Annotated in this window: 17 protein-coding genes; 6 read left to right on the top strand and 11 right to left on the bottom strand. The window is 73.6% G+C overall.

Annotated features, from left to right (window positions below):
- The first annotated feature begins 82 nt into the window (after nt 1-82).
- A complete protein-coding gene (locus tag ACIQU6_RS15040; RefSeq protein ID WP_403482041.1) occupies nt 83-463 on the top strand; it encodes a hypothetical protein in 381 nt (126 codons plus the stop codon).
- Nucleotides 464-538: 75 nt separating this feature from the next.
- Here ACIQU6_RS15040 and ACIQU6_RS15035 read toward each other — a convergent pair whose 3' ends face one another.
- Together ACIQU6_RS15035 and ACIQU6_RS15030 are read right to left on the bottom strand one after the other, a co-directional pair.
- On the bottom strand, nt 539-1,867 hold the full coding sequence (locus ACIQU6_RS15035) for an Ig-like domain-containing protein (protein ID WP_403482040.1): 1,329 nt from the start codon (nt 1,865-1,867) through the stop codon (nt 539-541).
- An 81-nt stretch (nt 1,868-1,948) separates the two neighbouring features.
- Entirely contained in the window at nt 1,949-3,151 is a 1,203-nt protein-coding gene (locus ACIQU6_RS15030) for a CaiB/BaiF CoA transferase family protein (protein ID WP_403482039.1), read from the bottom strand.
- Nucleotides 3,152-3,470: 319 nt separating this feature from the next.
- On the opposite strand from ACIQU6_RS15030, the gene ACIQU6_RS15025 reads away from it, so the two are divergent.
- Complete coding sequence (locus ACIQU6_RS15025) at nt 3,471-3,746, top strand: hypothetical protein (RefSeq protein ID WP_403482038.1); 276 nt, start codon at nt 3,471-3,473, stop codon at nt 3,744-3,746.
- 112 nt (nt 3,747-3,858) lie between these two features.
- Here the strand turns inward: ACIQU6_RS15025 and ACIQU6_RS15020 are convergent, their stop codons facing one another.
- Nucleotides 3,859-4,434 carry a Yip1 family protein gene (locus tag ACIQU6_RS15020; protein WP_403482037.1) on the bottom strand — a complete coding sequence of 192 codons (576 nt, stop codon included), beginning with the start codon at nt 4,432-4,434 and terminating at the stop codon, nt 3,859-3,861.
- A 223-nt stretch (nt 4,435-4,657) separates the two neighbouring features.
- Between ACIQU6_RS15020 and ACIQU6_RS15015 the strand changes: the two genes are divergently transcribed.
- Nucleotides 4,658-5,374 (top strand): VIT family protein, encoded by a 717-nt coding sequence (locus ACIQU6_RS15015; protein ID WP_403482036.1) that lies wholly within the window; start codon nt 4,658-4,660, stop codon nt 5,372-5,374.
- Between the two features lie 220 nt (nt 5,375-5,594).
- Here the strand turns inward: ACIQU6_RS15015 and ACIQU6_RS15010 are convergent, their stop codons facing one another.
- The 4 genes from ACIQU6_RS15010 to ACIQU6_RS14995 form a co-directional block, all read right to left on the bottom strand.
- Complete coding sequence (locus ACIQU6_RS15010) at nt 5,595-6,725, bottom strand: P1 family peptidase (protein WP_403482035.1); 1,131 nt, start codon at nt 6,723-6,725, stop codon at nt 5,595-5,597.
- A 28-nt stretch (nt 6,726-6,753) separates the two neighbouring features.
- The gene (locus tag ACIQU6_RS15005) at nt 6,754-7,569 is read right to left on the bottom strand and encodes a L,D-transpeptidase family protein (RefSeq protein ID WP_403482034.1); all 816 of its coding nucleotides are present in this window, start codon (nt 7,567-7,569) and stop codon (nt 6,754-6,756) included.
- A gap of 464 nt (nt 7,570-8,033) precedes the next feature.
- Nucleotides 8,034-9,182 (bottom strand): low temperature requirement protein A, encoded by a 1,149-nt coding sequence (locus ACIQU6_RS15000; RefSeq protein WP_403482033.1) that lies wholly within the window; start codon nt 9,180-9,182, stop codon nt 8,034-8,036.
- 174 nt (nt 9,183-9,356) lie between these two features.
- A complete protein-coding gene (locus tag ACIQU6_RS14995; RefSeq protein WP_403482032.1) occupies nt 9,357-10,388 on the bottom strand; it encodes a methyltransferase in 1,032 nt (343 codons plus the stop codon).
- 248 nt (nt 10,389-10,636) lie between these two features.
- Here ACIQU6_RS14995 and ACIQU6_RS14990 point away from each other — a divergent pair, with 248 nt between their 5' ends.
- Together ACIQU6_RS14990 and ACIQU6_RS14985 are read left to right on the top strand one after the other, a co-directional pair.
- A complete protein-coding gene (locus ACIQU6_RS14990; RefSeq protein ID WP_403482031.1) occupies nt 10,637-11,899 on the top strand; it encodes an amidohydrolase in 1,263 nt (420 codons plus the stop codon).
- Between the two features lie 139 nt (nt 11,900-12,038).
- Nucleotides 12,039-13,130, top strand: coding sequence for a MerR family transcriptional regulator (locus ACIQU6_RS14985; protein ID WP_403482030.1), 1,092 nt, complete (start codon nt 12,039-12,041; stop codon nt 13,128-13,130).
- A 363-nt stretch (nt 13,131-13,493) separates the two neighbouring features.
- Here ACIQU6_RS14985 and ACIQU6_RS14980 read toward each other — a convergent pair whose 3' ends face one another.
- The 3 genes from ACIQU6_RS14980 to ACIQU6_RS14970 form a co-directional block, all read right to left on the bottom strand.
- Nucleotides 13,494-14,732: an FAD-dependent oxidoreductase gene (locus tag ACIQU6_RS14980; protein WP_403482029.1), complete on the bottom strand. Its 1,239-nt coding sequence runs from the start codon at nt 14,730-14,732 to the stop codon at nt 13,494-13,496.
- Nucleotides 14,733-14,936: 204 nt separating this feature from the next.
- The gene (locus tag ACIQU6_RS14975) at nt 14,937-15,878 is read right to left on the bottom strand and encodes a sulfite exporter TauE/SafE family protein (RefSeq protein ID WP_403482028.1); all 942 of its coding nucleotides are present in this window, start codon (nt 15,876-15,878) and stop codon (nt 14,937-14,939) included.
- Between the two features lie 9 nt (nt 15,879-15,887).
- Entirely contained in the window at nt 15,888-16,796 is a 909-nt protein-coding gene (locus tag ACIQU6_RS14970; RefSeq protein WP_403482027.1) for a GntR family transcriptional regulator, read from the bottom strand.
- Between the two features lie 225 nt (nt 16,797-17,021).
- Between ACIQU6_RS14970 and ACIQU6_RS14965 the strand changes: the two genes are divergently transcribed.
- Nucleotides 17,022-18,491: a rhodanese-like domain-containing protein gene (locus tag ACIQU6_RS14965; protein ID WP_403482026.1), complete on the top strand. Its 1,470-nt coding sequence runs from the start codon at nt 17,022-17,024 to the stop codon at nt 18,489-18,491.
- A 72-nt stretch (nt 18,492-18,563) separates the two neighbouring features.
- Here ACIQU6_RS14965 and ACIQU6_RS14960 read toward each other — a convergent pair whose 3' ends face one another.
- Nucleotides 18,564-19,955, bottom strand: a complete 1,392-nt coding sequence (locus ACIQU6_RS14960; RefSeq protein ID WP_403482025.1) for an MFS transporter — start codon at nt 19,953-19,955, stop codon at nt 18,564-18,566.
- Nucleotides 19,956-20,114: the final 159 nt, after the last annotated feature.

Raw genomic sequence — 20,114 nt, 5'->3', positions numbered from 1 at the left:
GGCGGATCTTCCGCCACGCCCGCATCAGCCCGAACAAGCTCACGTCAGTCGCCGCAGCCATCCTCACCCTCATGATCTACACGTGAAAAAGGCTCACGGCATGTTCGGCGGTTTTCTGCACGCCGCCGGGTTGGTGCGATCGGCCGGCGGAAACGTCGCGGAATTCACCCGGGAGTTGCTGGTGCCGTGGCTGCGGGCGATGGCCGACAGTCAATTGCCGGCGATGGCGGAACAGGCGGACGCGGGGAATTACGGTGCCACCGGATCGAACCTCGCCATGCAGGTGTCGCACGACGCCATCGGCGGGGTCAGCCGGGCCCAGGGCGTGTCCACCGAACTGTTCGCCCCGCTCTGGGAGTTGATGAGGCGGCGGGTCGCGGACGGCCACGGCGAGGAGAGCATCGGGGGAGTGCTGGAACTGGTGCACCCCAGGGGGCAGCGGCCCCCGTCGGCGCCCGTATAGCCGACGAGGCGGTGACCGCCCCCGGTTGGGGAACGGTCACCGCCTCGGTGCGTCGTCAGCGGTCCCGGACGGCCGTCAGGAGGCGCTGCCCGCCGTCCACTGCGACCAGGACATGTTCCAGCCGTTGAGGCCGTTGTCCGGCTGGACGGTCTTGTCCTTGGAGTTCTGCACGATCACCACGTCGCCGACCAGGGAGTTCTCGTAGAACCACTTGGCCGGGGTGCTGCCGCCGCCGCCCTTGTTGTCCTGGAGGCCGACGCAGCCGTGGCTCGTCCCGGAGTGGCCGAAGATCGACGGGCTGCCCCAGTAGTTGCCGTGTATGAACGTGCCCGACGAGGACAGCCGCATGGCGTGCGGGACGTCCTTGATGTCGTACTCGCCGCCGAAGCCGACCGTCGAACCGTCCATCCGGGTCTGCTCGTACTTCTCCGAGATCACCATCTGGCCGTTGTACGTCGGGTGGTCCGCGCTACCGCCGGAGATCGGGATGGTCTTGACGACCTTGCCGTCCTGCTTGATGGTCATCATCTGGGTGTTCATGTCCACCGTGGAGACCTGCGAGCGCCCGATGGTGAACGACACCGTCTTGGACTGCACGCCCGTGATGCCCTGGCCGCCCTTCACCCCGTCCAGGTCGATCTTCATGGTGACCTTGGAGCCGGCCTTCCAGTAGTCCTCGGGACGGAAGTCCAGCCGCCGGTCGCCGAACCAGTGGCCGACGACCTGCTGGCCGCTGCTGGAGGTCACCGTGATGTGGGACTGGACCTCCTTGCGGTTGCTGATCGACTTGTCGAAGTTGAACGACACCGGCATGCCGACGCCGACCGTCTTGCCGTTGTCGGGCGTGAACGAGCCGATGAAGCTGTGGGCCGACGAGACCGTGGTGAACGTCGCGTTCTCGGTCGCCGGACGACCCTTGGCGTCCTTGGCGTTGGCCACGATCTTGTACTTGGCGCCGCGGTCGAGCTGCGCGCTCGGCTTCCAGGACGTGCCGTCCTGCGATATGGCGCCGGCGACGTCCTTGCCGGTGTCGACGGCCGTGAGCTTCACGTCCGTCAACTTGCCGCCGGTGACCTTCACTCCCGTGTCGTTGATGCTGGCGTCGGTGGCGCCGTCCTTCGACGAGACCTGGATCTTGGCGTCCGAGGCGTCCTTGGCGGCCGCGGCGTCCGCGCCGGCCTGCCCGTTCTTGCCGTCGCCCTGGCCGCCCGCCTCGGCGCTGCCACCGCAGGCGGACAGGGACAACGCACCCGCCGCGAGCAGGGCGGTGACGGCGAGGGTGCGGCGCATCCGGCGGGTGCGACGCGGTGCGGCGGCGTCCCGCAGCTCGGACTGGAGCGGCTGGTGGGCGGTGCGGGACTGGGCGGGCGCGGGGTTGTCCGGCGATGTCACGAGCTGCTCCATACAGGGGTGTTGTGATTCCGTGCTGGTAAACAGCACCTACGGGTGGATTTGGTTGCGAGAACGACCTTCTTGTGGCGAAGGTCACACTCTTGGCGGCAGGGGTCGGTCATTCGGCCCCGACAGCCAGGTTCGCAGCGCCACGCCGTCCTCGTCCAGGCGGGGCGGCGCCGTGGGTTGGGTCACCGGAGTCACCGACAGGCGCAAGGGGCTGGCGACTTGGGGAACGCGCCCCTCCCCGACCGGGACCACCGGATCCAGCCCCAACCGCCCCGCCAACTCCAGCGCCTCCGACAGGCTGTTGACCGGCCCGCACGGCACCGACACCGCCGCCAACCGCTCCGTCCACCCCCGCGGGGTGTCCGCGGCCAGCCGCTCCTCCAGCGCCTCGACCAGGTCCGTACGGTGCCGCACCCGGTCCCGATTCCGCCGGAACCGCACGTCGTCCGCCAGCTCCGGCACCCCCAGCTCCTCCACCAACGCCCGGAACTGACGGTCGTTGCCCACCGCCACGGCCAACAACCCGCCCCGCGCGGCCAACGTCTCGTACGGGGCGATGCTCGGATGCCGATTGCCCATCGGGACCGGGTCGCGCCCCGTCGCCAGATGGCCGGACGCCTGATTCACCAGCGACCCCAGCAGCGACGACAACAGATTGACCTCCACCGCCTGCCCCTGGCCGGTCCGCTCCCGGTGCCGCAGCGCCGCCAGGATCCCGGTCGCCGCGTCCTTGGCGGTCAACACGTCCACCAGCGCCACCCCCGCCTTCACCGGCGTCCCACCCGACTCCCCGGTGATGCTCATCAACCCGCCCACCGCCTGCACCACGAAGTCGTAACCGGGCAGCGCCGCACCCGCACCCGAACCGAACCCGGTGATCGTGCAGTGCACCAGCCCCGGATGCGCCGCCAACGTGGCCGCCGGATCCAGCCCGTACTTGGCGAGCGACCCCGGCCGGAAGTTCTCGATCACCACGTCCGCCCGCCGCGCCAACTCCCGGGCCGCGGCCGCGTCCGCCGGATCGCCCAGATCGAGCGCCAGGCCGCGCTTGGAGCGGTTCGCGGCATCGAAGTACGCGGCGGTGCCCGCGACGAACGGCGGACCCCAGGAACGCGTGTCGTCACCGGCGCCCGGCCGCTCGACCTTGATGACCTCGGCACCGAGATCGGCGAGCGTCGCCGCGGCGAGCGGACCGGCCAGCACCCGGCTGAAGTCGGCCACCAGCACGCCCTCCAGGGCGCGCGGGGCGGGGGTCCGGCGGAACGGCTTGGGCTCGGACTGGGGCACGGGCGCACTCCTCGCGTCGCGGACGGGACGCCGCCATCGTTCGCGACCGTCCGCCGCCGGGGAAGGGGCCGCGGTGTCTAACGGGAGTTGCCCGAGTGGCCGGTGCGGCCGGTGGCGTCGAAAGGGAACGCACGCGGGCCGTGCGCCATGCGTGCCGACGCATATCGACCCACGTCCCGCGTGTGCAGCCGGAAAAACCGGGAAATATCACGGGAGATACGCCACTTCGGGATTTACGACCCAAGATCCCCTGTCGGAAGCCGTGACGCGTGGTGTCTACTGGGCCTTGCCCAGCGCCCACTTGTTCGGGAGGAACAGCATGCTCCCCTCCGTATCGATTCTCCAGCAGATCGGCCTAGGCGTTCTGCTGGTCGTCGTCGTCCTCTGGGCAGTCGGCCTGATCAGACTGGCCCGGCCCGGGCACCACCCCGCCGCCGCTCCGGGCCGCCCGCGCTCGCGACGGTCCCGGGCCCGGCTCGACGCGGTACCCCGCCAGACCGGCCCCGGCGGACCGCCCGCGGAGAACGTCGAGCTCACCCCCGACGAACGCCGGGCCTTCGACGACCTCGTCCGGCAACTCACCAGCCGCAGCTGACCCACTGACGGACCGACGGTCCCCCGGGCACCGCGCCGGCGTCGGCGCCCGGAAACGCGCTCGGGGGGCACCCCCTCCCGAGCGCCCCCCTTCAGCACAACCACGCCCCAACTCAGCGCACCGGCCCCAACTTCAACAGCGCCAACGCCGCCAACATCTGCACCGACACCGCGGCCGCCGACTTGTGCGTCGGCAGATGATGCTGACCACGTATCAGCAACACCGCCAGGAAGTAGCCGAACCCCCAGGTCGTCCACGTCGCGGCCTGGACGAACGTCGAATGCGCCGGCAGCCAGGCCGCGATCCCCAACCGCGGCAGATCCGTCACCCAGAAGACCACCACGAACATGCTCGCGGTCGGCGCGAACCGCCCGTTGCCCCCGAGGGTCCGCGCTATCGCGTGGGTCACCGCCCCCAGCCCCAAACTGGCGAACAGCACCCCCGCCTCGGCCATCCCCACCAACTGGAGCGCCGCCGAACGGTCCGCCGTCCACTGCGCCCGGAACGGCGCCACCGAGATGATCCCGATCCCGCCGCTGACCAGACACAGCAGCACCGCCGCGCTCCACGCGCTGCGGTCCCGCGCCTCGTCGAAGATGTCCACCGGCCGGTACCAGAGCCCGAATATCAACCGGTGCCACCACAACCGCTGCCGCCGCACGGGCTCCATGCGGGCGGGCGGGGGCACGGGCCCGGGTTCGGGCGGCGCCGGCTGCACCAACGTGGGTGGCGGGGGCGGCGACTTGGCACCCGACGGCGGAGCGGAACGCCGACGGGGCCTCGACGGCGGTGGTGTGGGGGGAGGCGATGCGGACATACGGCCGTTTCTACCACCGGCCGCGCCGGCACGACGCGCGGGCTCCGGATGGCAGCTCACCCCGACGCCGACACCCGGATGAGACGCTCGGCCGGTGACCCTACAGACACCCGAGCACGACGAGGCGCACGGCGGCGGGCTCGGCAGCCGCCTCAACTGGCTGCGGGCAGCGGTCCTCGGCGCCAACGACGGGGTGGTCTCCACGGCGGGCCTGGTCGTCGGCGTCGCCGGCGCCACCGACTCGCGCTCCGCCCTCCTCACCGCCGGACTCGCCGGCCTGCTGGCCGGATCGATGTCGATGGCGGCCGGCGAGTACGTCTCGGTCTCCACCCAACGCGACTCCGAGAAGGCCGCACTGGCCCTGGAGAAGCGCGAACTGGCCACCGAACCCCAGGCCGAACTCGCCGAACTGACCGAGCTCTTGGAGGGCAAGGGCCTGCGCCCCGAACTCGCCCGCGAGGTCGCCGCCGAACTCACCGAGCACGACGCCCTGCGCGCGCACGCCGAGGTCGAACTCGGCATCGACCCCGACGACCTCACCAACCCCTGGCACGCGGCGGGCGCCAGCTTCCTCGCCTTCACGGTGGGCGCCCTGCTGCCGCTGCTGGCCATCGTGCTGCCGGGAGCCGGACAGCGGCTGTGGATCACGGTGGTCGCGGTCCTGGCGGCGCTGACCCTGTGCGGGTGGAGCAGCGCCCGCCTGGGCTCCGCACCCGTGACCCCGGCGGTCCTCCGCAACGTCGCCGGCGGCGCCCTGGCCATGGCCGTCACCTACGTGGCCGGCACCCTCCTAGGCGCCACCGGCGCCTGACTCCGACCCCCCACTGCCCCCATCTCCATCCCCATCATCCCCACTCCATCCCCACCCCTGTCACGGTGCCCACCCGTACAACTACAATCCGTAACGGAATCCGGAACTCCCCACCACCCCACGTTCGTTGCCGGATAAGAGGAGGCGGCGGCGCACAAGGCAGGAGAAAGGCAGCGAGCAGCGAAACGACCGCGAAGGCGAGAGACGAACTAACCAACCGTCACGCGCCGTACAACTCGGTGTAAGAGGGGAAGACGCCCCCGGGACCGTCCACCGAGGTCGCCGAGAGCGCACCCTTGACGATGGCGCGCGCCAGGACGTCGGCACCGGTCGCGAGGATGTCGTTGAGGGCGCCGGCCTCCAGGTGCACGCCGAACGCCGGGTCGGCCAGGGCCTCCAGGTCGGCGAGCGGGCGGGCACCGGTGGCGAGGGCGAAGACCGTGTCCCCGTCGTTGAGGAGGTGCGCGGGCCGCAGGGCACGGGCCAGGCCGTCGTGGGCGGTGCCCGCCAACTTGTGGGCCTGGGCGCGGGTCAGGACGGCGTCCGTGGCCACCACCGCGAGGGTGGTGTTGAGGGGCGGGCGCACCGAGGCGGCGGAGCGGGCGGCGGATGTCGCCCGGGCCTCCGCGAGGTGGCGTCGGGCGGCCGCGTGCACCTCGGGCGCAGGGAGGGCGCCGGGTGCGCCGTAGAGGGCGCCGGTGTGTGGGTCGGCGAACGAGCCCGCGGCGTTGACGGCGGCCAGCGCGGCGACCGCTATCCCGGAGGGCAGGACGGCGCTGGCCGTGCCGATGGCGCCCTTGAAGCCGCCCGAGACCGCGCCGGTGCCGGCGCCCACGTTGCCCTGGGGGACGGGCGATCCGGGGCGCGTGCGGGCGGCGTCCTCGACTGCCGCGCGGCCCAACGCGGCGTCCGGGCGGGCCCGCCAGTCGCCGCCGCGGCCCAGGTCGAAGAGGGCGGCGGCGGGCACGACGGGGACGACCTGGGCCGGATCGGGGCCGACGCGGAAGCCGCGGCCCTGCTCCTCCAGCCAGGCGGTGACACCGGACGCGGCGTCAAGACCGTACGCGGAGCCGCCGGTCAGCACCACGGCCTCGATGCGCTGGACGAGGTTGCGGGGGTCGAGGGCGTCGGTCTCCCGGGTGCCCGGGCCACCGCCGCGCACGTCGACCGCCGCGACGGCGCCGCCCTCGGGGGCGAGGACCACGGTGGTGCCGGTGAGCCAACCGCCCTCGGTGCGCTGGGCGTGACCGACCCGCAGGCCGGGGACGTCGGTCAGGGCGTCGTGCGGGCCCGGGGGGTGAGGGGAGCCCTCGTCCCCCGGGGACCGCTGGTGGTGCCGCGCGTCACTCATGGGGCCATGCGTACCACGCCGGCCCCGTTCAGTGGCCGGCCGGGCCCATCACGACGACCGGGTGCAGCGCCGGGTCGAGGGTGCGCAGCAGTTCGCGCATCACCTCGGGCTTGAGGCTGACGCAGCCCTGCGTGGGGCCGTCGTGGTCGACGTGCAGCCAGACGCCGCCGCCCTTGTCGTCGCCGAGGGGACGCTGGCCGTCCAACGGGGAGGTGCCCGGGACGCGGTTGTAGTTGATGGCGATGACGTAGTCGAAGGCGCCGGCCAGCGGCTCGCCCTCGACGCCGGTGCCATGGGCGACGAAGCTGCTGTTGTGGTCGTAGGGCAGCTTGGTGCCCTCCGGGGCGGGCAGCCGGCCGCCGGCGTCGGTGAGGGTGTAGACGCCCTGGGGGGAGCGCAGGTCGCCGTAGTGGTGGCGGGTGGTCCACCCGTGGGCGGCGTTGTGCGCGGCCCAGGTGGGGCCGGGCTCCCACAGGTCCGAGCCGTCCTCGCGGGTGTAGAGGACGACGCGGGAGTCGTACGAGTCGGGGTTCTTGCCGGTGACGACCAGGACCTGGCGGGCGTTGGCCGGTATGCGCTTGCGGGCGGCGTCGCTGAGGTCCGGGATGGCGCGCAGGCCGCGGGCGGCCTCCTGCGCGGCCTGGTGCGGCCCGGGGGTGTTCGGGCCGGACACCGTCCGGGGCGTGCCGCTCTTGGCGTCCGGTCGGCCGCTGTGGTCGTCGCCCGAAGCCGGCCATGCCCACAGGGCGGTGCCGACGAGCGTGGAGAGGGCGAGACCGCTGACGGCCTTGCTGCGCCGGGACAGTCTCCTGCGCGCACGGGACTGAGCGTGGCGGGCTGCCATGTCTGGCGTCTCCTCAGGTACGGACGGATGGACGGCCCGTGAGCAACTGCGGGGTCCGCAGAGCCTCCAGGCATAAAAAGGGCAATCTGCACCCTACCTCGTTCCCGCGAGGCCGCTTCCGCGGACTGTGGTGAACGGTAGAGGGCATGGGGATGGCGCCGCACACCGGGGTGACCTTTGGTAGGGGAATGCGGGGATTGGCCGTGCGGGCGGGGGTAGTGGGTGGCGTGGAGAGGCTGGTGTTGTCGGGCAAAGTTGGCCGGAATGTGCCCCAAGTCCAGTGTGGGTGAGTGGAGTTGGGTGGGACGCCATCGGTGGTGGGGCCGGAGTCGGCCGCTCCCCGTCGCCGTTCTTTCGGGTGGTCGGGGCGGGTGCGCGTACGGTCGTTCGGCACGCTTACGGGGGACGGGGCGTGGTCCGCGCACTCCCCGTGTCCGTAACCGGGATGGGCCGACCGGCGGTTGCTACTCCTCCTCCAGAGCGGTGCCCTGGCGGGCCGTCAGGGTGACGCCCACCGCGACCGTCAACGCCGCCGCCACGCCCGCCGCCGGGACCGCCGCGTCCCCCGCGAACGTGCACAGCAGGACGAGCGCGGCGGAGACCGGCAGCACCAGTTGCTGGGCCAGGCCGCGCTTCTGGTGGCGGGAGTGGATCAGCCACACCGTGAACATGTAGAGCGCGCCCGGCACCGTGAAGCAGGCCGCCGCCGCGTACGTCGAGAGGTGCGCCCGCCCGGCCGACTGCTCCACCGCGATCTCGATCCCCGCGCCGACCGCCGCGGCCGAGCCGAAGACCAGGTAGTGGCCGTAGCCCCACAGGAACGCCTGCCGGTTGGAGCGGAGGTGGAGGTGGATGGGGACCGCGAAGTAGATCCAGTACGCGGCGAAGACCAGCAGCAGGCCGCCGGCCGCGATCGGCAGCAGGGTGCCGAGGTCGTGGTGCTCGTCGAGCGCCGACTGCACCGCCACGGTCGCCGCGGAGACCGTCTCGCCCAGCACGATGATGGTGAACAGGCCGTAGCGCTCGGCGATGTGGTGCGGATGCCAGCTCGTCTGGCGCTCGCGCTCGGCGGCCGCCGGGACCGACAGCTCCAGCAGCCCCATCACGATGAACACCCACGGGGCGTCGACCGACGGCAGGAACACCAGGGCCAGCCAACCGACCTGGCAGAGGGTCACACCGAGGGCGTAACGCAGGGCGGTGCGGCGCTCGGTGCCCCGCGTGTCGTGCGCGGCCCGCAGCCACTGGCTGACCATGGCCAGCCGCATCACCAGGTACCCGAACCACACGATGCGGAAGTCGCCGGCAGTGAAGGCCCGGGGCACGCCCGCGGCCAGGATCAGCACCCCGGCGATCTGAACGAGCGTCACCACGCGGTACAGCCAGTCGTCCGTGTCGTACGCCGACGAGAACCAACTGAAGTTGACCCAGGCCCACCACACGGCGAAGAACAGCATCAGATAGCCGGTGATGCCGTGCCCCGGGTGGCCCTCGGCCAGGGCGTGCACCAGTTGGCGGCCGGCCTGGGCGACGGCCACGACGAAACAGAGGTCGAAGAACAGCTCCAGCGGGGTGGCGGCGCGGTGCGCCTCCTCACGGCTGCGCGCGTGCATCAGAACCGGCACGGTGGCGTGCGCCCCTCTCGTCGGCCACTGGGGATGGGCCCTCAGTAGAGCGCGAGGGCAGGGGCGCCGGGGGCACTGCCCGTGCGGCGTGTCGCGCGGCCTGGGGTGGAGCGTGGGGTGCGGGGAGACGGTGCGGGGCGGTCAACTCGACGGCCCGTGCGGCTAGTCGGCGACGGCCTCCATGATGGAGGGGATGCTCGGCGTCGGCAGCACCCGCGTCAGGCGGAAGCCGCCGGCCGACAGCAGCGCGGCGAACTCGTCGGCGTTGCGCTCCTGCCCGTCGAGGACGGCCAGCATGGCGACGTCCATCGTCTTGCCGAAGTGCGGCGCGTTGCCGGGCGGCAGTACGCAGTCGACGACCAGGAGGCGGCGGCCGTCGGCCATCGCCGCGCGGCAGGTGCGCAGGATGCGGCGGCAGGCGTCGTCCGGCCAGTGGTGCAGGACGTGTTTGAGGACGTAGACGTCGCCGCCCTCCGGGACCGCCGCGAAAAAGTCGCCCTCCTGGACGCGCCAGCGGCCCTTCAGGTCGTCGGTCTCCAACAGGTGGTGGACCAGCGGCGGGGCCAGGTCGAAGAGGACGCCGGTGAGGGCGGGGTGGCGGCGGAGCACGGCGCGCAGCAGCCCGCCGCGGCCGCCGCCGACGTCGACGACGGTGCCGGTCGCGGGGAAGGGGTAGGCGGCGGCCACCGCGTCGTCCACCGGGGCGGCCAGCGAGGCCATCCCGTCGTCGAAGAGCTCCCGCTTGGCCGGATCCGACTCCAGGTGGGCGAAGAGCGGCGCGCCGAAGAGGCGCTCGAATGCGGCGCCGCCGTGCCGCACCGCCTCGGTCAGGCCGGCGGAGGTCCGCAGGAACAGCTCGTCGGTGAGCATCATGACGGCCGGGTGGAGAGAGTCCGGCACGTCGGTGCGGAGCTGCTGGGCGGCCGGTGTCAGTTGGTAGGCGCCGGAGGTGTCCTCGCGGAAGAGGCCGCGGGCGGCGAGGTAGCGCAGCACGCGGCGCAGGTGCGGGGCGTGGGTGTCGGTGGCGACGGCCAGTTGCTCGGGGGTGCGCGGGCCGGCGGCGAGCTGGTCGGCGATGCGGTAGTGGGCGGCGGCGCGCAGCGCGGCGGAGAAGAGGTGCCCCATGGCCTGGTCCATGAGGTGGGTCGCGAGGTCGCCGGGCTCGTCCGCCGGTCGGGTGGGAGAAGTGGCCAACGTCAGCCTCCGGTCGTCGGCTTGGGCGCCCGCGCCACGTCGCAGGCGCGGCACGGTTCACGGTGATCCACGGTTGCAGTCGCGGGGTGGTGGTGTCACGGGGGGAGGGGCACCGGACCGGTGCGTACCGGCCAGCGCGGGGCGGAGTTCCCGTGGTGGGCGGCCTCTCGCCGGGCCGCCGAACGGGCGGGCCGGCGCGGGGGCGCCAGGGGGCAGACGGCGGCCGCCGCGCATGGTCGAATGCGCCCATGAGCGACAGCGACAACTCCTTCCCCGCGTCCGTCCTGGAACCGCTCGACGCCCGCCTCGCGGACCTCGTGGCGCTCTACGAAGACCTCCACCGCCACCCCGAACTCGCGTTCCAGGAGACCCGCACGGCCGCCGAGGTGGCCCGCCGGCTGACCGTGCACGGCTACGACGTGACCACCGGCATCGGCGGCACCGGCGTCACCGGGGTGCTGCGCAACGGCCCCAGCCCCGTGGTGCTGCTGCGTGCCGACATGGACGCGCTGCCGGTGAACGAGAGCGCGGACGTGCCGTACGCGTCCACCGTCCCGGGGCGGATGCACGCCTGCGGGCACGACGTCCATGTGACCTGCCTGCTGGGCGCCGCCGACCTGCTCGCGGCGGGGCGGGACCGCTGGTCGGGAACGCTGGTGGTGCTGTTCCAGCCGGCCGAGGAGGCCGGCAGCGGTGCCCGCGCCATGCTCGACGACGGCCTCTACAGCAGGGGCCTGGTGCCCACGCCCGATGTGGTGCTGGCGCAGCATGTCGCCCCGTTCGGCGCGGGGTTGATCGCCTACTGTCCGGGCGCGTGCATGGCCGCCGCGGACAGCCTGGAGATCACCTTCCACGGGTCGGGCGGCCACGGGTCGCGGCCGGAGACGACGGTGGACCCGGTCCTGATGGCCTCGGCGTTCGTGCAGCGGGTGCAGTCGGTGGTCGCGCGGGAGACCGCGGCGAAGGACCAGGTGGTGGTCACGGTCGGCTCGTTCCACGCCGGGAGCAGCGCCAACGTCATCCCGGACCGCGCCGTCCTACGGGTCAGCGTCCGCAGCTTCGACCCGAACGTGCGCACCGCCGTGCTGGCCGCCATCGACCGGATCGCCCGGGCCGAGGCGGCCGCGTCCGGCGCACCGCGGGAACCGGAGACGAAGGTCCTCGACGCCTTCCCGGTGACCGTCAACGACGCGGCGGTACTGGAGGGCGTCAACGGGGACTTCAGGCGGTTCTTCGGCGCGGAGCGGGTGTTCCGGTACGAGCCGGCGACGGGCAGCGAGGACGCGGGGCTGCTGGCGACGGCCGCGCGGGCGCCGCTGTACTACTGGTGGCTGGGCGGCTGGGACCCGGAGGAGTTCCGCACGGCGCTGGCCGCCGGGCGGCTGGCCCAGGACATCCCCTCCAACCACTCGCCCCACTTCGTGCCGGTCGTCCGGCCGACGCTCACCACGGGCGTGCAGGCGATGACGGTGGGGGCGCTGAGCCGGCTGGGCGGGGTTGAGGGGCGGTAGTGGGGGCGGCCCCTCCGGCCCGTTGGGTGGGTGTCTCCGGTGCGTTGACCTTGTCCCTGGGGGAAGGCCCAGCATCGGTGGGGCCGGGCGAGGGGCCCGGTACGAGGAGGTCGGAAGGCCGGAGTGCTAAGGGGCGCCGATGGGCGGGGAGTTGCTGACGATCGGGGCGTTCGCACGGGCGTCCCGGCTCTCGCCCAAGGCGCTGCGCCTCTACGACGAGCTGGGGCTGCTGAGGCCCGCGCGCGTCGACCCGCACAGTGGCTACCGGCGCTACGCCCCGGCCCAGTTGGAGCGGGCCCGGCTGGTCGCCTGGCTGCGCCGGCTCGGGATGCCGCTGGCCCGCATCCGCGAGGTGTGCGAGTTGGCGCCGGGCGCCGCGGCCGGGGCGGTCGCGGCGTACTGGGCGCAGGTCGAGGTCGAGGTCGCCGCCCGTAGGGAGCTGGCCGCCTTCCTCGTGGACCAGTTGGAGCGGAAGGACCCCACGATGACCGAACACCACGACGGCGCCGGGCCGTTGACACTGCGCTGCGCCGCCCTGACGGACCGGGGCCTGGTGCGCCCCGTCAACCAGGACGCGGCCTTCGCCGGCCGTCACCTGTTGGCGGTCGCCGACGGCTGCGGCCCCCAGGGCGGCCCGGCCGCGCTCGCCGCCATCGAGGCGCTGAAGCCCCTGGAGGACCAGGAACCTTTCGCGGCCGACCTGTTGGCCGTACTGGAGGAGGCGGCGCTGCGCGCCCACCGGGACGCGCCGACGGGCGACGCGTCGACCGGCAGCACCCTCACCGCGCTGCTGCGCGCGGGGTCCCGGTTGGCGCTGCTGCACATCGGGGACTCGCGGGCCTACGTCCTCAGGGACTCCGGGCTGTTCCGGATCACCCACGACCACAGCGTGGTGCAGTCCCTCGTCGACGAGGGCCGGCTCACCCCCGAGGAGGCGACGACGCATCCGCAACGCGCCCTACTACTGCGCTCGTTGGACGCCGCCGAGGACTTCGCCCCGGACCTCGAACTGCTCGACGCCCGGCCCGGGGAGCGCTATCTGCTCTGCACCGACGGGCTCACCGGCGTCGTCCCACCCGAGGCGATCCAGGAGGCGCTCGCCGGCGCGGACACCCCCCAACAGGCCGTCGCGGCCCTGATATCCCACGCCCACGAGGCGGGGGCGCCGGACAACGTGGGGTGCGTGGTGGCGGACGTGGTGAACGTGGCGGAGGGGGATGAAGGGGTGTAGGCGGGGGGAGGGGCCGGGGCCGGGTGGGGCCGGGCCCTACGGGTGGCCCTTAGGGGGTGTGGGTGCCCCTTGCGGATCCCTTCCCCGCGGGGCGGTGCGGGACACCGGGCCAGGTGTGTAGGGAGCGGCCGGCCACGTCGGGTGCGTGGCCGGCCGCGTCGCTGCGGGGGTTCGCTGCCGACGGCTCACCGCTTACGGCCAGCGGCAGCCGGCAGCCGGCAGAGGCGAACGGCCAACGGCCACAACGGGCAACGGCCAACGACCAGCAGACGCAAGGGATCCACCGGCCAACGGCTCCGCCCGCCTCGGCCGGCTTCTGCCCGCCTCAGCCCGCCTGAGCCCGTCCGCACCCGCGTAAGCCCCCTACGCCCGCCCCTTCAGCATCCCCTGGAAGTACATCTGCGGCAGGCCGTAGCGCTTGAGGAACCACATGTCGGTGCGTTCCTTCGTGGTGTCGAGGAAGGGGAACGAGGGGGTGGGCCGGAGGTCGTAGTCGAACTCGGCCAGCAGCATCTTGTGCCGGGCGGTCACCAACGGGCAGGAGGTGTAGCCGTCGTAGCGGGCCGCGGCGGGGCGGCCGCGGAGACCGGCGAGAAGGTTGGCGACGACCACCGGGGCCTGCTTGCGGACCGCGGCGCCCGTCTTGGACGTGGGGAGGTGCGCCACGTCCCCTAGGGCGAACACCCCCGGAAAATCGGGGTTCTGGAGGGTGTGCGGGTCCGCCTTGACGTACCCGTAGGGGGAGTCGGGGGCGGCCAGCGGGCCGTCGGCGAGCCACTGCGGGGCGCGTTGCGGCGGTACCGCGTGGAGCATGTCGTAGCGGAGCGTCTCGGTGTTGCCGGTGGTGTGGTCGGTGAGGACGGCCGTGCGCTCCGGGCCGTCCAGACGGGTCAGTTCGGACTGCAGCCGTACCTCTATGCCGTAGCGGCGGGCGGTCTGCTCCAGGGTCCGGGCGAAGACCGGCACCTTGAAGAGCGTCGGCTCCGGGAGGACGAGAACGGTCCGGATGGCGCCCAGCACGCCGCGCTTGCGCCAGTGGTCGGCCGCCAGGTACGCGATCTTCTGCGGCGCGCCACCGCACTTGACCGGCCCCGACGGCATGGTGAACACGGCCGTGCCGCGCCGCATCCGCCGGATCAGGTCCCAGGTGTACGGGGCGAGATCGGCCCGGTAGTTGCTGCTCACCCCGTCGTGGCCGACGGCCGACGCCAGCCCCGGCACGCCGTCCCAGTCCAGGCTCAGACCGGGCGCCAGCACCAACCGTCGGTAGGAGAACACCCGGCCGGTGGCGGTGGTGACCGTACGGGCCACGGGGTCGACGGCGGTGGCCCGCTCCCGCAGCCAGCGCACGCCGGGCGGGATGACCTCGGCCTCGGGGCGCAGCGCGGCCCGCAGCGGCGCCTGACCGCCGCCGACCAGGGTCCACAGCGGCTGGTACCAGTGCGTCTCCGCGGGCTCCAGCAGTGCCACGTCCCGGACGCCGGCGCGGCGCAACCGGGCGGCGACGGTGATACCCGCGGTGCCTCCGCCGACGATCAGGACCTGGTGGTGTACGGGGGCGGTGGCGGGCGCGGGGTCCGCGTCGGCTGCGGGCCGGGTCATGCGTGTCTCCTGTCGGTTGGGGGTTTACGGGGGCGGTCAAGGTGTAGACGGGGGCCGGCCTGGCGCACTACGGGCCATTGGCCGTTGGTGCGTGGGCTGTTGGGCCCTTGTCTGCTGTCCCGTCGACTGTCGGTCTGTCCGTTGTTGAGTTGTGGGCTCCCGGTGGGGGCGGTGCCCGGGCCCGGGCATACGGGCGCCGGGGCGCTAGAGATCGGGCAGTGTGGTGGCCGCCATCGCCAGGGCCAGGACGGTGACGAGGGCGGCGAAGGAGACGGTGAGGGTCCGCGGGCGCAGGCGGCCGGCGAGGCGGTTGCCGAGTTGGCTGCCGACCGCGGCGCAGGCCGCCAGGGTGGCGAGCAGGGGCCAGTCCAGGGAGCCGGTGCCGGCCCGAGTGGCCAGCGCGGCCGCGGAGTTGAGCAGTATCACCAGGAGCGAGGTGCCGACGGCGACCGGCATCTCCAGGCCGAGGACGAGGGTGAGGGCCGGTACGACGACGAAGCCCCCGCCCACCCCGAAGAACCCGGTGAGCAGCCCCACGGACGAGGCGGTCACGACGGTCCGCAGCGGCCGTGCGCGGCGCGCCGGGGGCGGGTCGGACCGTGCCCGGGGCGGCCATGAGGGCGCGCGGGGCGGGGAGTTGGGCGCCCCCGTGACGATCTCGGGGGCGGCGCCGCCATCAGGCACCGCATGCTCCCCCTGGTGTGCCGGAGGCACCGGCTCCACCGAGCCCATCGCCCCCGTCCTCGCCTCCGCCCCTCTCCGAGGCCGGCGCAGGCCCGCACCATCCCGCCACAGCATCCCCGCAGCCACCACCAGCATCAGCCCCGAGAACGCCGCCATCAGGACGTCGGCGTTCAGGGTGGCGCTCCAACGGGAGCCGAGGTAGCTGCCGGCCGTCCCCAGGGCGCCGAACGTCGCACCGGCGACCCAACGGACCCGGCCCGCGCGGGCGTGGCAGAGGAGGCCGCCGACGGCGCCGACCGCGACCACCACCAGGGCGCCCGCGGTCGCCCCGTGGGGGGACTGCCCCATCAGGTAGACCAGCGCCGGCACCGCGAGTATCGAACCGCCGCCGCCGAGCGCGCCCAGCAGGAGGCCGATCACCAGCCCGCAGGGCAGCGCCGTCGCTGCTAAGAGGACGGTCATGGCGGCCCGTTAGGCGGTCGGCGCCGCGGCCCGCGGCGCGAGGGCGACGGCCCGGCTGGCGTCGGACCACTCGGCGACGAACGCGAAGCGGTCGCCCCGGACCACCGTCTCGCGCCACTCCACCGACCGCTGCCCGGCCCGCCCGATCCGTTCGATGGCGAACGCCGCCTCGCGGTCGGCCAGTCCGAGCAGCCACGCCTGCCGGATGTCCGGCAGGAACGGAGCGATCCGCTCCCGCCCGCCGGAGACCTTCACCGCGCAGCGCCGTGCCAGTTCGGCGTAGAGGGAGGTGTGCCCGAAGTCCGCGTCCAGCAGCGGTCCGGCGAGGTCGGCCGGGAGGTACGCGGTGTCGTGGGCGAGCGGTTCGCCGTCCGCGAGCCGCAGCCGCTCCAGGACGACCAGCGGCGCGTCCGGGACCAGCCCCAGGTGGCCGGCGACCGTCGCGTCCGCGGTCCGCTCCAGCCGCAGCACCTCGCTGCGCTGCTCCACGCCCTGCGCCTCCAGGTCGCGGAAGAGGCTGTAGAGGGAGCCGAGCGGCTGCTGTATGCGGCGGGTGTCGAGGCGGCTGGCGCGGCCGCGTTCGGCGATCACCAGGCCGTCGGCGCGCAGCTTGCGCAGCGCCTCCCGCACGGTGTGCCGGCTGACCTCGTACTCGACCGTCAGCCGGTGCTCGGCCGGGAACTCCTCGGTGAACGCGCCGGCTTCCACCCGGCGGCGCAGGTCGTCCAGGAGCTGTGCCCACAGGGGCAGCGGGGAGCCGCGGTCCAACGGGCGCGGCCCGTGCCCCGGTGGGGACCCATGGCCGCGGTGACCGGGATCACGGGGGCCGGGGCCACCCCGGCCGCCGTCCGCGTCGTCCGCGCCGTGTGGCGTCTCGCGGCCGCGCACGCCCGGCGGCTCCGGCTGAGGCGGCGTCATGTCAGTCCTCGCATCCTTCGCGTCCCTCTGGTCCCGCGGCCGGTACCCGGTCCTCGTCCGGCCTGTAGAGGGGGCCGGCTTGTTCCCCCGCCAGCCGGCTCCTTAATGTACGTACATCCGTGCATCCGCACAACAGAGCGGGTTGCGCGGGGCATTCAGCTGCCCACGCTCCGGCCCGAGCGGACCGACCCCGCCCGGGCGCCGCGCACCCCTGGAGGCCCGACCGTGCACTTCGCGCAGTACTACCTCGACTGCCTCTCGCAGGCGTCGTACCTGATCGGCGATCAGAACTCCGGACGCGCCGTCCTCGTCGACCCGCGCCGCGACATCGACGAGTACCTGGCCGACGCCGAGGCGGCCGGCCTGCGCATCGAACTCGTCATCGAGACGCACATCCACGCCGACTTCCTCTCCGGGCATCTGGAGGTGGCCCGGGCCACCGGCGCCGAGATCGCCTTCGGCGCGGCCGCCGAAACCGGCTTCCCCATCCGCCGGTTACACGATGGCGAACGCCTCTTCCTGGGCGCCGAACCGGACGCCGACGACGTCCCGTTGGGCACGCCGCCCGCCGGGCGTTCCCCGGGGACGGACACCCCGACCCCCACCTCCGGAGTGACCCTCACGGTCCTCGCCACCCCCGGCCACACCCTGGAATCCATCTGTCTGGCCATCCGGGAAAACCCCGACGACGACGTCCCGTTCGGCGTCCTGACCGGCGACACCCTCTTCGTCGGCGACGTCGGCCGCCCCGATCTGCTCTCCGCGGCCGGCCACTCCCCCCAGGACATGGCCGCCCGTCTCCACCGCTCCCTGCACACCCAACTGCTCACCCTCCCGGACGCGACCCGGATCTTTCCCGCGCACGGCGCCGGTTCGGCCTGCGGCCGCAGCATCTCCACCGAGACCAGCTCCACCATCGGCGACCAGCGCCGCCTCAACTACGCGCTGCAGCCCATGACCGAGGACGCCTTCGTCCGGCTCGTCACCGCCGAACAGCCCGTCGCCCCCGGCTACTTCGCCCACGACGCGGCCCTCAACCGGGACGGTCACCCCCTACGGGACACGGCGCCGTCCGCCCCGCTCACCCTGGACGAGGCCCTGACCGCCCGCGACGAACGGGGCGCCGCCCTGCTCGACTGCCGCCCGGTCGACGCCTACGCCCGCGCCCACCTCGCCGGCTCCCTGCACACCAGCCTGGACACCCGGTTCGCGGAGTACGCCGGCAGCGTGGTGGCCCCCGGCACCCCGATCGTCCTGCTCGCCGACCCGGGCACGGAGCACGAGGCCCGTCTGCGCCTCGCCCGCATCGGCTACGACCAGGTCCTCGGCCACCTGCCGGATCCGGCCGCGGCGCTGGCCGCCGCCCCGGAACTCGCTCGCCGCAGCCAGCGGCTGAGCCTGCCCGACCTGCTCCCGCGGCTGCCCCTGGACCCCCACGACCCCGTCGACGGCGGCCAGTTGATCGACGTCCGCAACCCGGCCGAGTTCGCCGCGGGCGCCCTCCCCGGCGCCCGCAACATCCCGCTGGCCGCGCTCGCCGACCGGATCGACGAACTCGACCCGGCCCGCCCGGTCATCCTCTACTGCCGCAGCGGCAACCGCTCGATGATCGCCGCGGCCCTCCTGGAGGCACACGGCTTCGACCAGGTCAGCGACGTCTCCGGCGGCTACGCGGAACTGGCGACGGCCGGCTGACACCGGGGGAGGGCTGGCAACCCCGCACGCGCAATCCGTCACACCAGCCTCGCCAGCCAGCCCTCCTTCGTGTCACCCTCCACCCCCACACCTACGCCTACGCCTACGCCGAAACCACCCCCACCCCGCCACCATCACCGTCAACCCCGCCCCCACCACGCACCCCACCGCCGGCACCACCAGCGACGGCAGCCCTCCACCGCTCGCCCCGGCCGTGGCCGACGGGGCAGGGCCAGCCCCCGCCCCCGTAAGGGCAAACCCCAACCCCAACCCCGCCGTCATCGTCAGCACGGACTTGGTCAACCCCGAGGCCTCCCCGGCACGTTCGCGCCGGACCACCGCCTGGGTCCCGGTGAGCGCCAGCCCGCCCGCCACGCCCAACGCCGCCGCGGCCCCCGTCGACGTCACCAGCAGGCCCGGCGCCCCCGCAACGACCCCGGTGGCCCACAACGCACCCCCGGCAACGGCCAGGCACACCGCCATCACTGCCACGGCCGCCCCGGACCGCACCCGCCCGGCCACCGGCCCCCCGACGGCCAGCGCCATCGCCGGTGCCAGAAACGCCGCCCCCGCCGCCAACACCGGCCACCCGTGCCCCTGTTGCAACGTCCACGGCAGTACGTACAGCAGCGCCACCGTGGCCGCGTTGGCGACCGCCCCGGCGGCGGTCAGCGTCACGTAGGGCAGGTTGCGGAACAGTGCGAGATCCACCAGCGGCGCCGGAGCCCGCCGCTCGGCCCGGACGAACAGCCCGCCCACCAGCACCGCGCCCACCAACCACCCGACCCCTGCGGCATGTTCCAGCCCACGTGCCAGGCACACCAGGGCACCCGTCCCCGTCACCGCCCCGGTCACGTCGAGCGGCTGCCCCGCGGCGGCCGCGTCCCGCGACTCGTCCGCTTGGCGCGCACACCACACCGTGACCCCGGCCAGCGGCACCGTCAGCCAGAACACCGCCCGCCAGGACGCCGATTGGGCCAGCGTGCCACCGAGGAACGGGCCGCACACCGTGGCCAGACCGGCCAGCCCCAGGGCCCGCCCGGTCGCCCGCTGCGCCCGCTCTGGCGGACCGGCGTTGGTGAGCAACGCCAGCCCGGCGGGCATGATCAACGCGCCGCCCGCGCCCTGCACCACCCGCGCCGCCACCAGGAACGACAGCGACGGCGCCAGCCCGCACAGCGCGGAGCCCACCCCGAACAACGCCGCCCCGAGGGCCAGTACCCGCCGCCGCCCGTACAGGTCGGCCAGCCGCCCGGCCAGCGGCATCAGCGCCCCGGCGGCGAGCAGATACCCGCTGACCACCCACGGCGCCGCGGCCGCGTTCCCCGGCAACTCGGCCCGCACCACCGGCAATGCCGGATTCAGCGCAAACGAGTCCAACTGCACACAGAAGGCCCCCACTCCCCACGCGCGCTGCGCCCAACTCCCGGGCCCAGAAGGCACGTTCCCTGCAGCCACGGACATGATCCCGGCCACCACCTCTCACGCGCCCGCCATGGCAAGCAACCCCAAGCCAACAAGCGGGCAAACTGGCGAAATCGGAAATGAATGAAGGAAAAGGAGGAGAAAGAAAGCTGGAGAGGGAGGGATGAAGCGCACCGGACCGGGGCAGGAAGAGGCGGG

The sequence above is a fragment of the Streptomyces sp. NPDC090442 genome, from assembly GCF_044769405.1.
Classification (GTDB): domain Bacteria; phylum Actinomycetota; class Actinomycetes; order Streptomycetales; family Streptomycetaceae; genus Streptomyces.
The sequence above is the reverse complement of the archived record's forward strand: the minus strand, read 5'-3'. Positions and strand labels throughout refer to the sequence as shown.

What these genes read in the sequence shown, in the direction of transcription:
- ACIQU6_RS15035 (WP_403482040.1), bottom strand. Translation starts at nt 1,867, where the DNA reads ATGGAGCAGCTCGTGACATCGCCGGACAACCCCGCGCCCGCCCAGTCC.
- ACIQU6_RS15025 (WP_403482038.1), top strand. Translation starts at nt 3,471, where the DNA reads ATGCTCCCCTCCGTATCGATTCTCCAGCAGATCGGCCTAGGCGTTCTG.
- ACIQU6_RS15010 (WP_403482035.1), bottom strand. Translation starts at nt 6,725, where the DNA reads ATGAGTGACGCGCGGCACCACCAGCGGTCCCCGGGGGACGAGGGCTCC.
- ACIQU6_RS15005 (WP_403482034.1), bottom strand. Translation starts at nt 7,569, where the DNA reads ATGGCAGCCCGCCACGCTCAGTCCCGTGCGCGCAGGAGACTGTCCCGG.
- ACIQU6_RS15000 (WP_403482033.1), bottom strand. Translation starts at nt 9,182, where the DNA reads ATGCACGCGCGCAGCCGTGAGGAGGCGCACCGCGCCGCCACCCCGCTG.
- ACIQU6_RS14990 (WP_403482031.1), top strand. Translation starts at nt 10,637, where the DNA reads ATGAGCGACAGCGACAACTCCTTCCCCGCGTCCGTCCTGGAACCGCTC.
- ACIQU6_RS14985 (WP_403482030.1), top strand. Translation starts at nt 12,039, where the DNA reads ATGGGCGGGGAGTTGCTGACGATCGGGGCGTTCGCACGGGCGTCCCGG.
- ACIQU6_RS14980 (WP_403482029.1), bottom strand. Translation starts at nt 14,732, where the DNA reads ATGACCCGGCCCGCAGCCGACGCGGACCCCGCGCCCGCCACCGCCCCC.
- ACIQU6_RS14975 (WP_403482028.1), bottom strand. Translation starts at nt 15,878, where the DNA reads ATGACCGTCCTCTTAGCAGCGACGGCGCTGCCCTGCGGGCTGGTGATC.
- ACIQU6_RS14970 (WP_403482027.1), bottom strand. Translation starts at nt 16,796, where the DNA reads ATGACGCCGCCTCAGCCGGAGCCGCCGGGCGTGCGCGGCCGCGAGACG.
- ACIQU6_RS14960 (WP_403482025.1), bottom strand. Translation starts at nt 19,955, where the DNA reads ATGTCCGTGGCTGCAGGGAACGTGCCTTCTGGGCCCGGGAGTTGGGCG.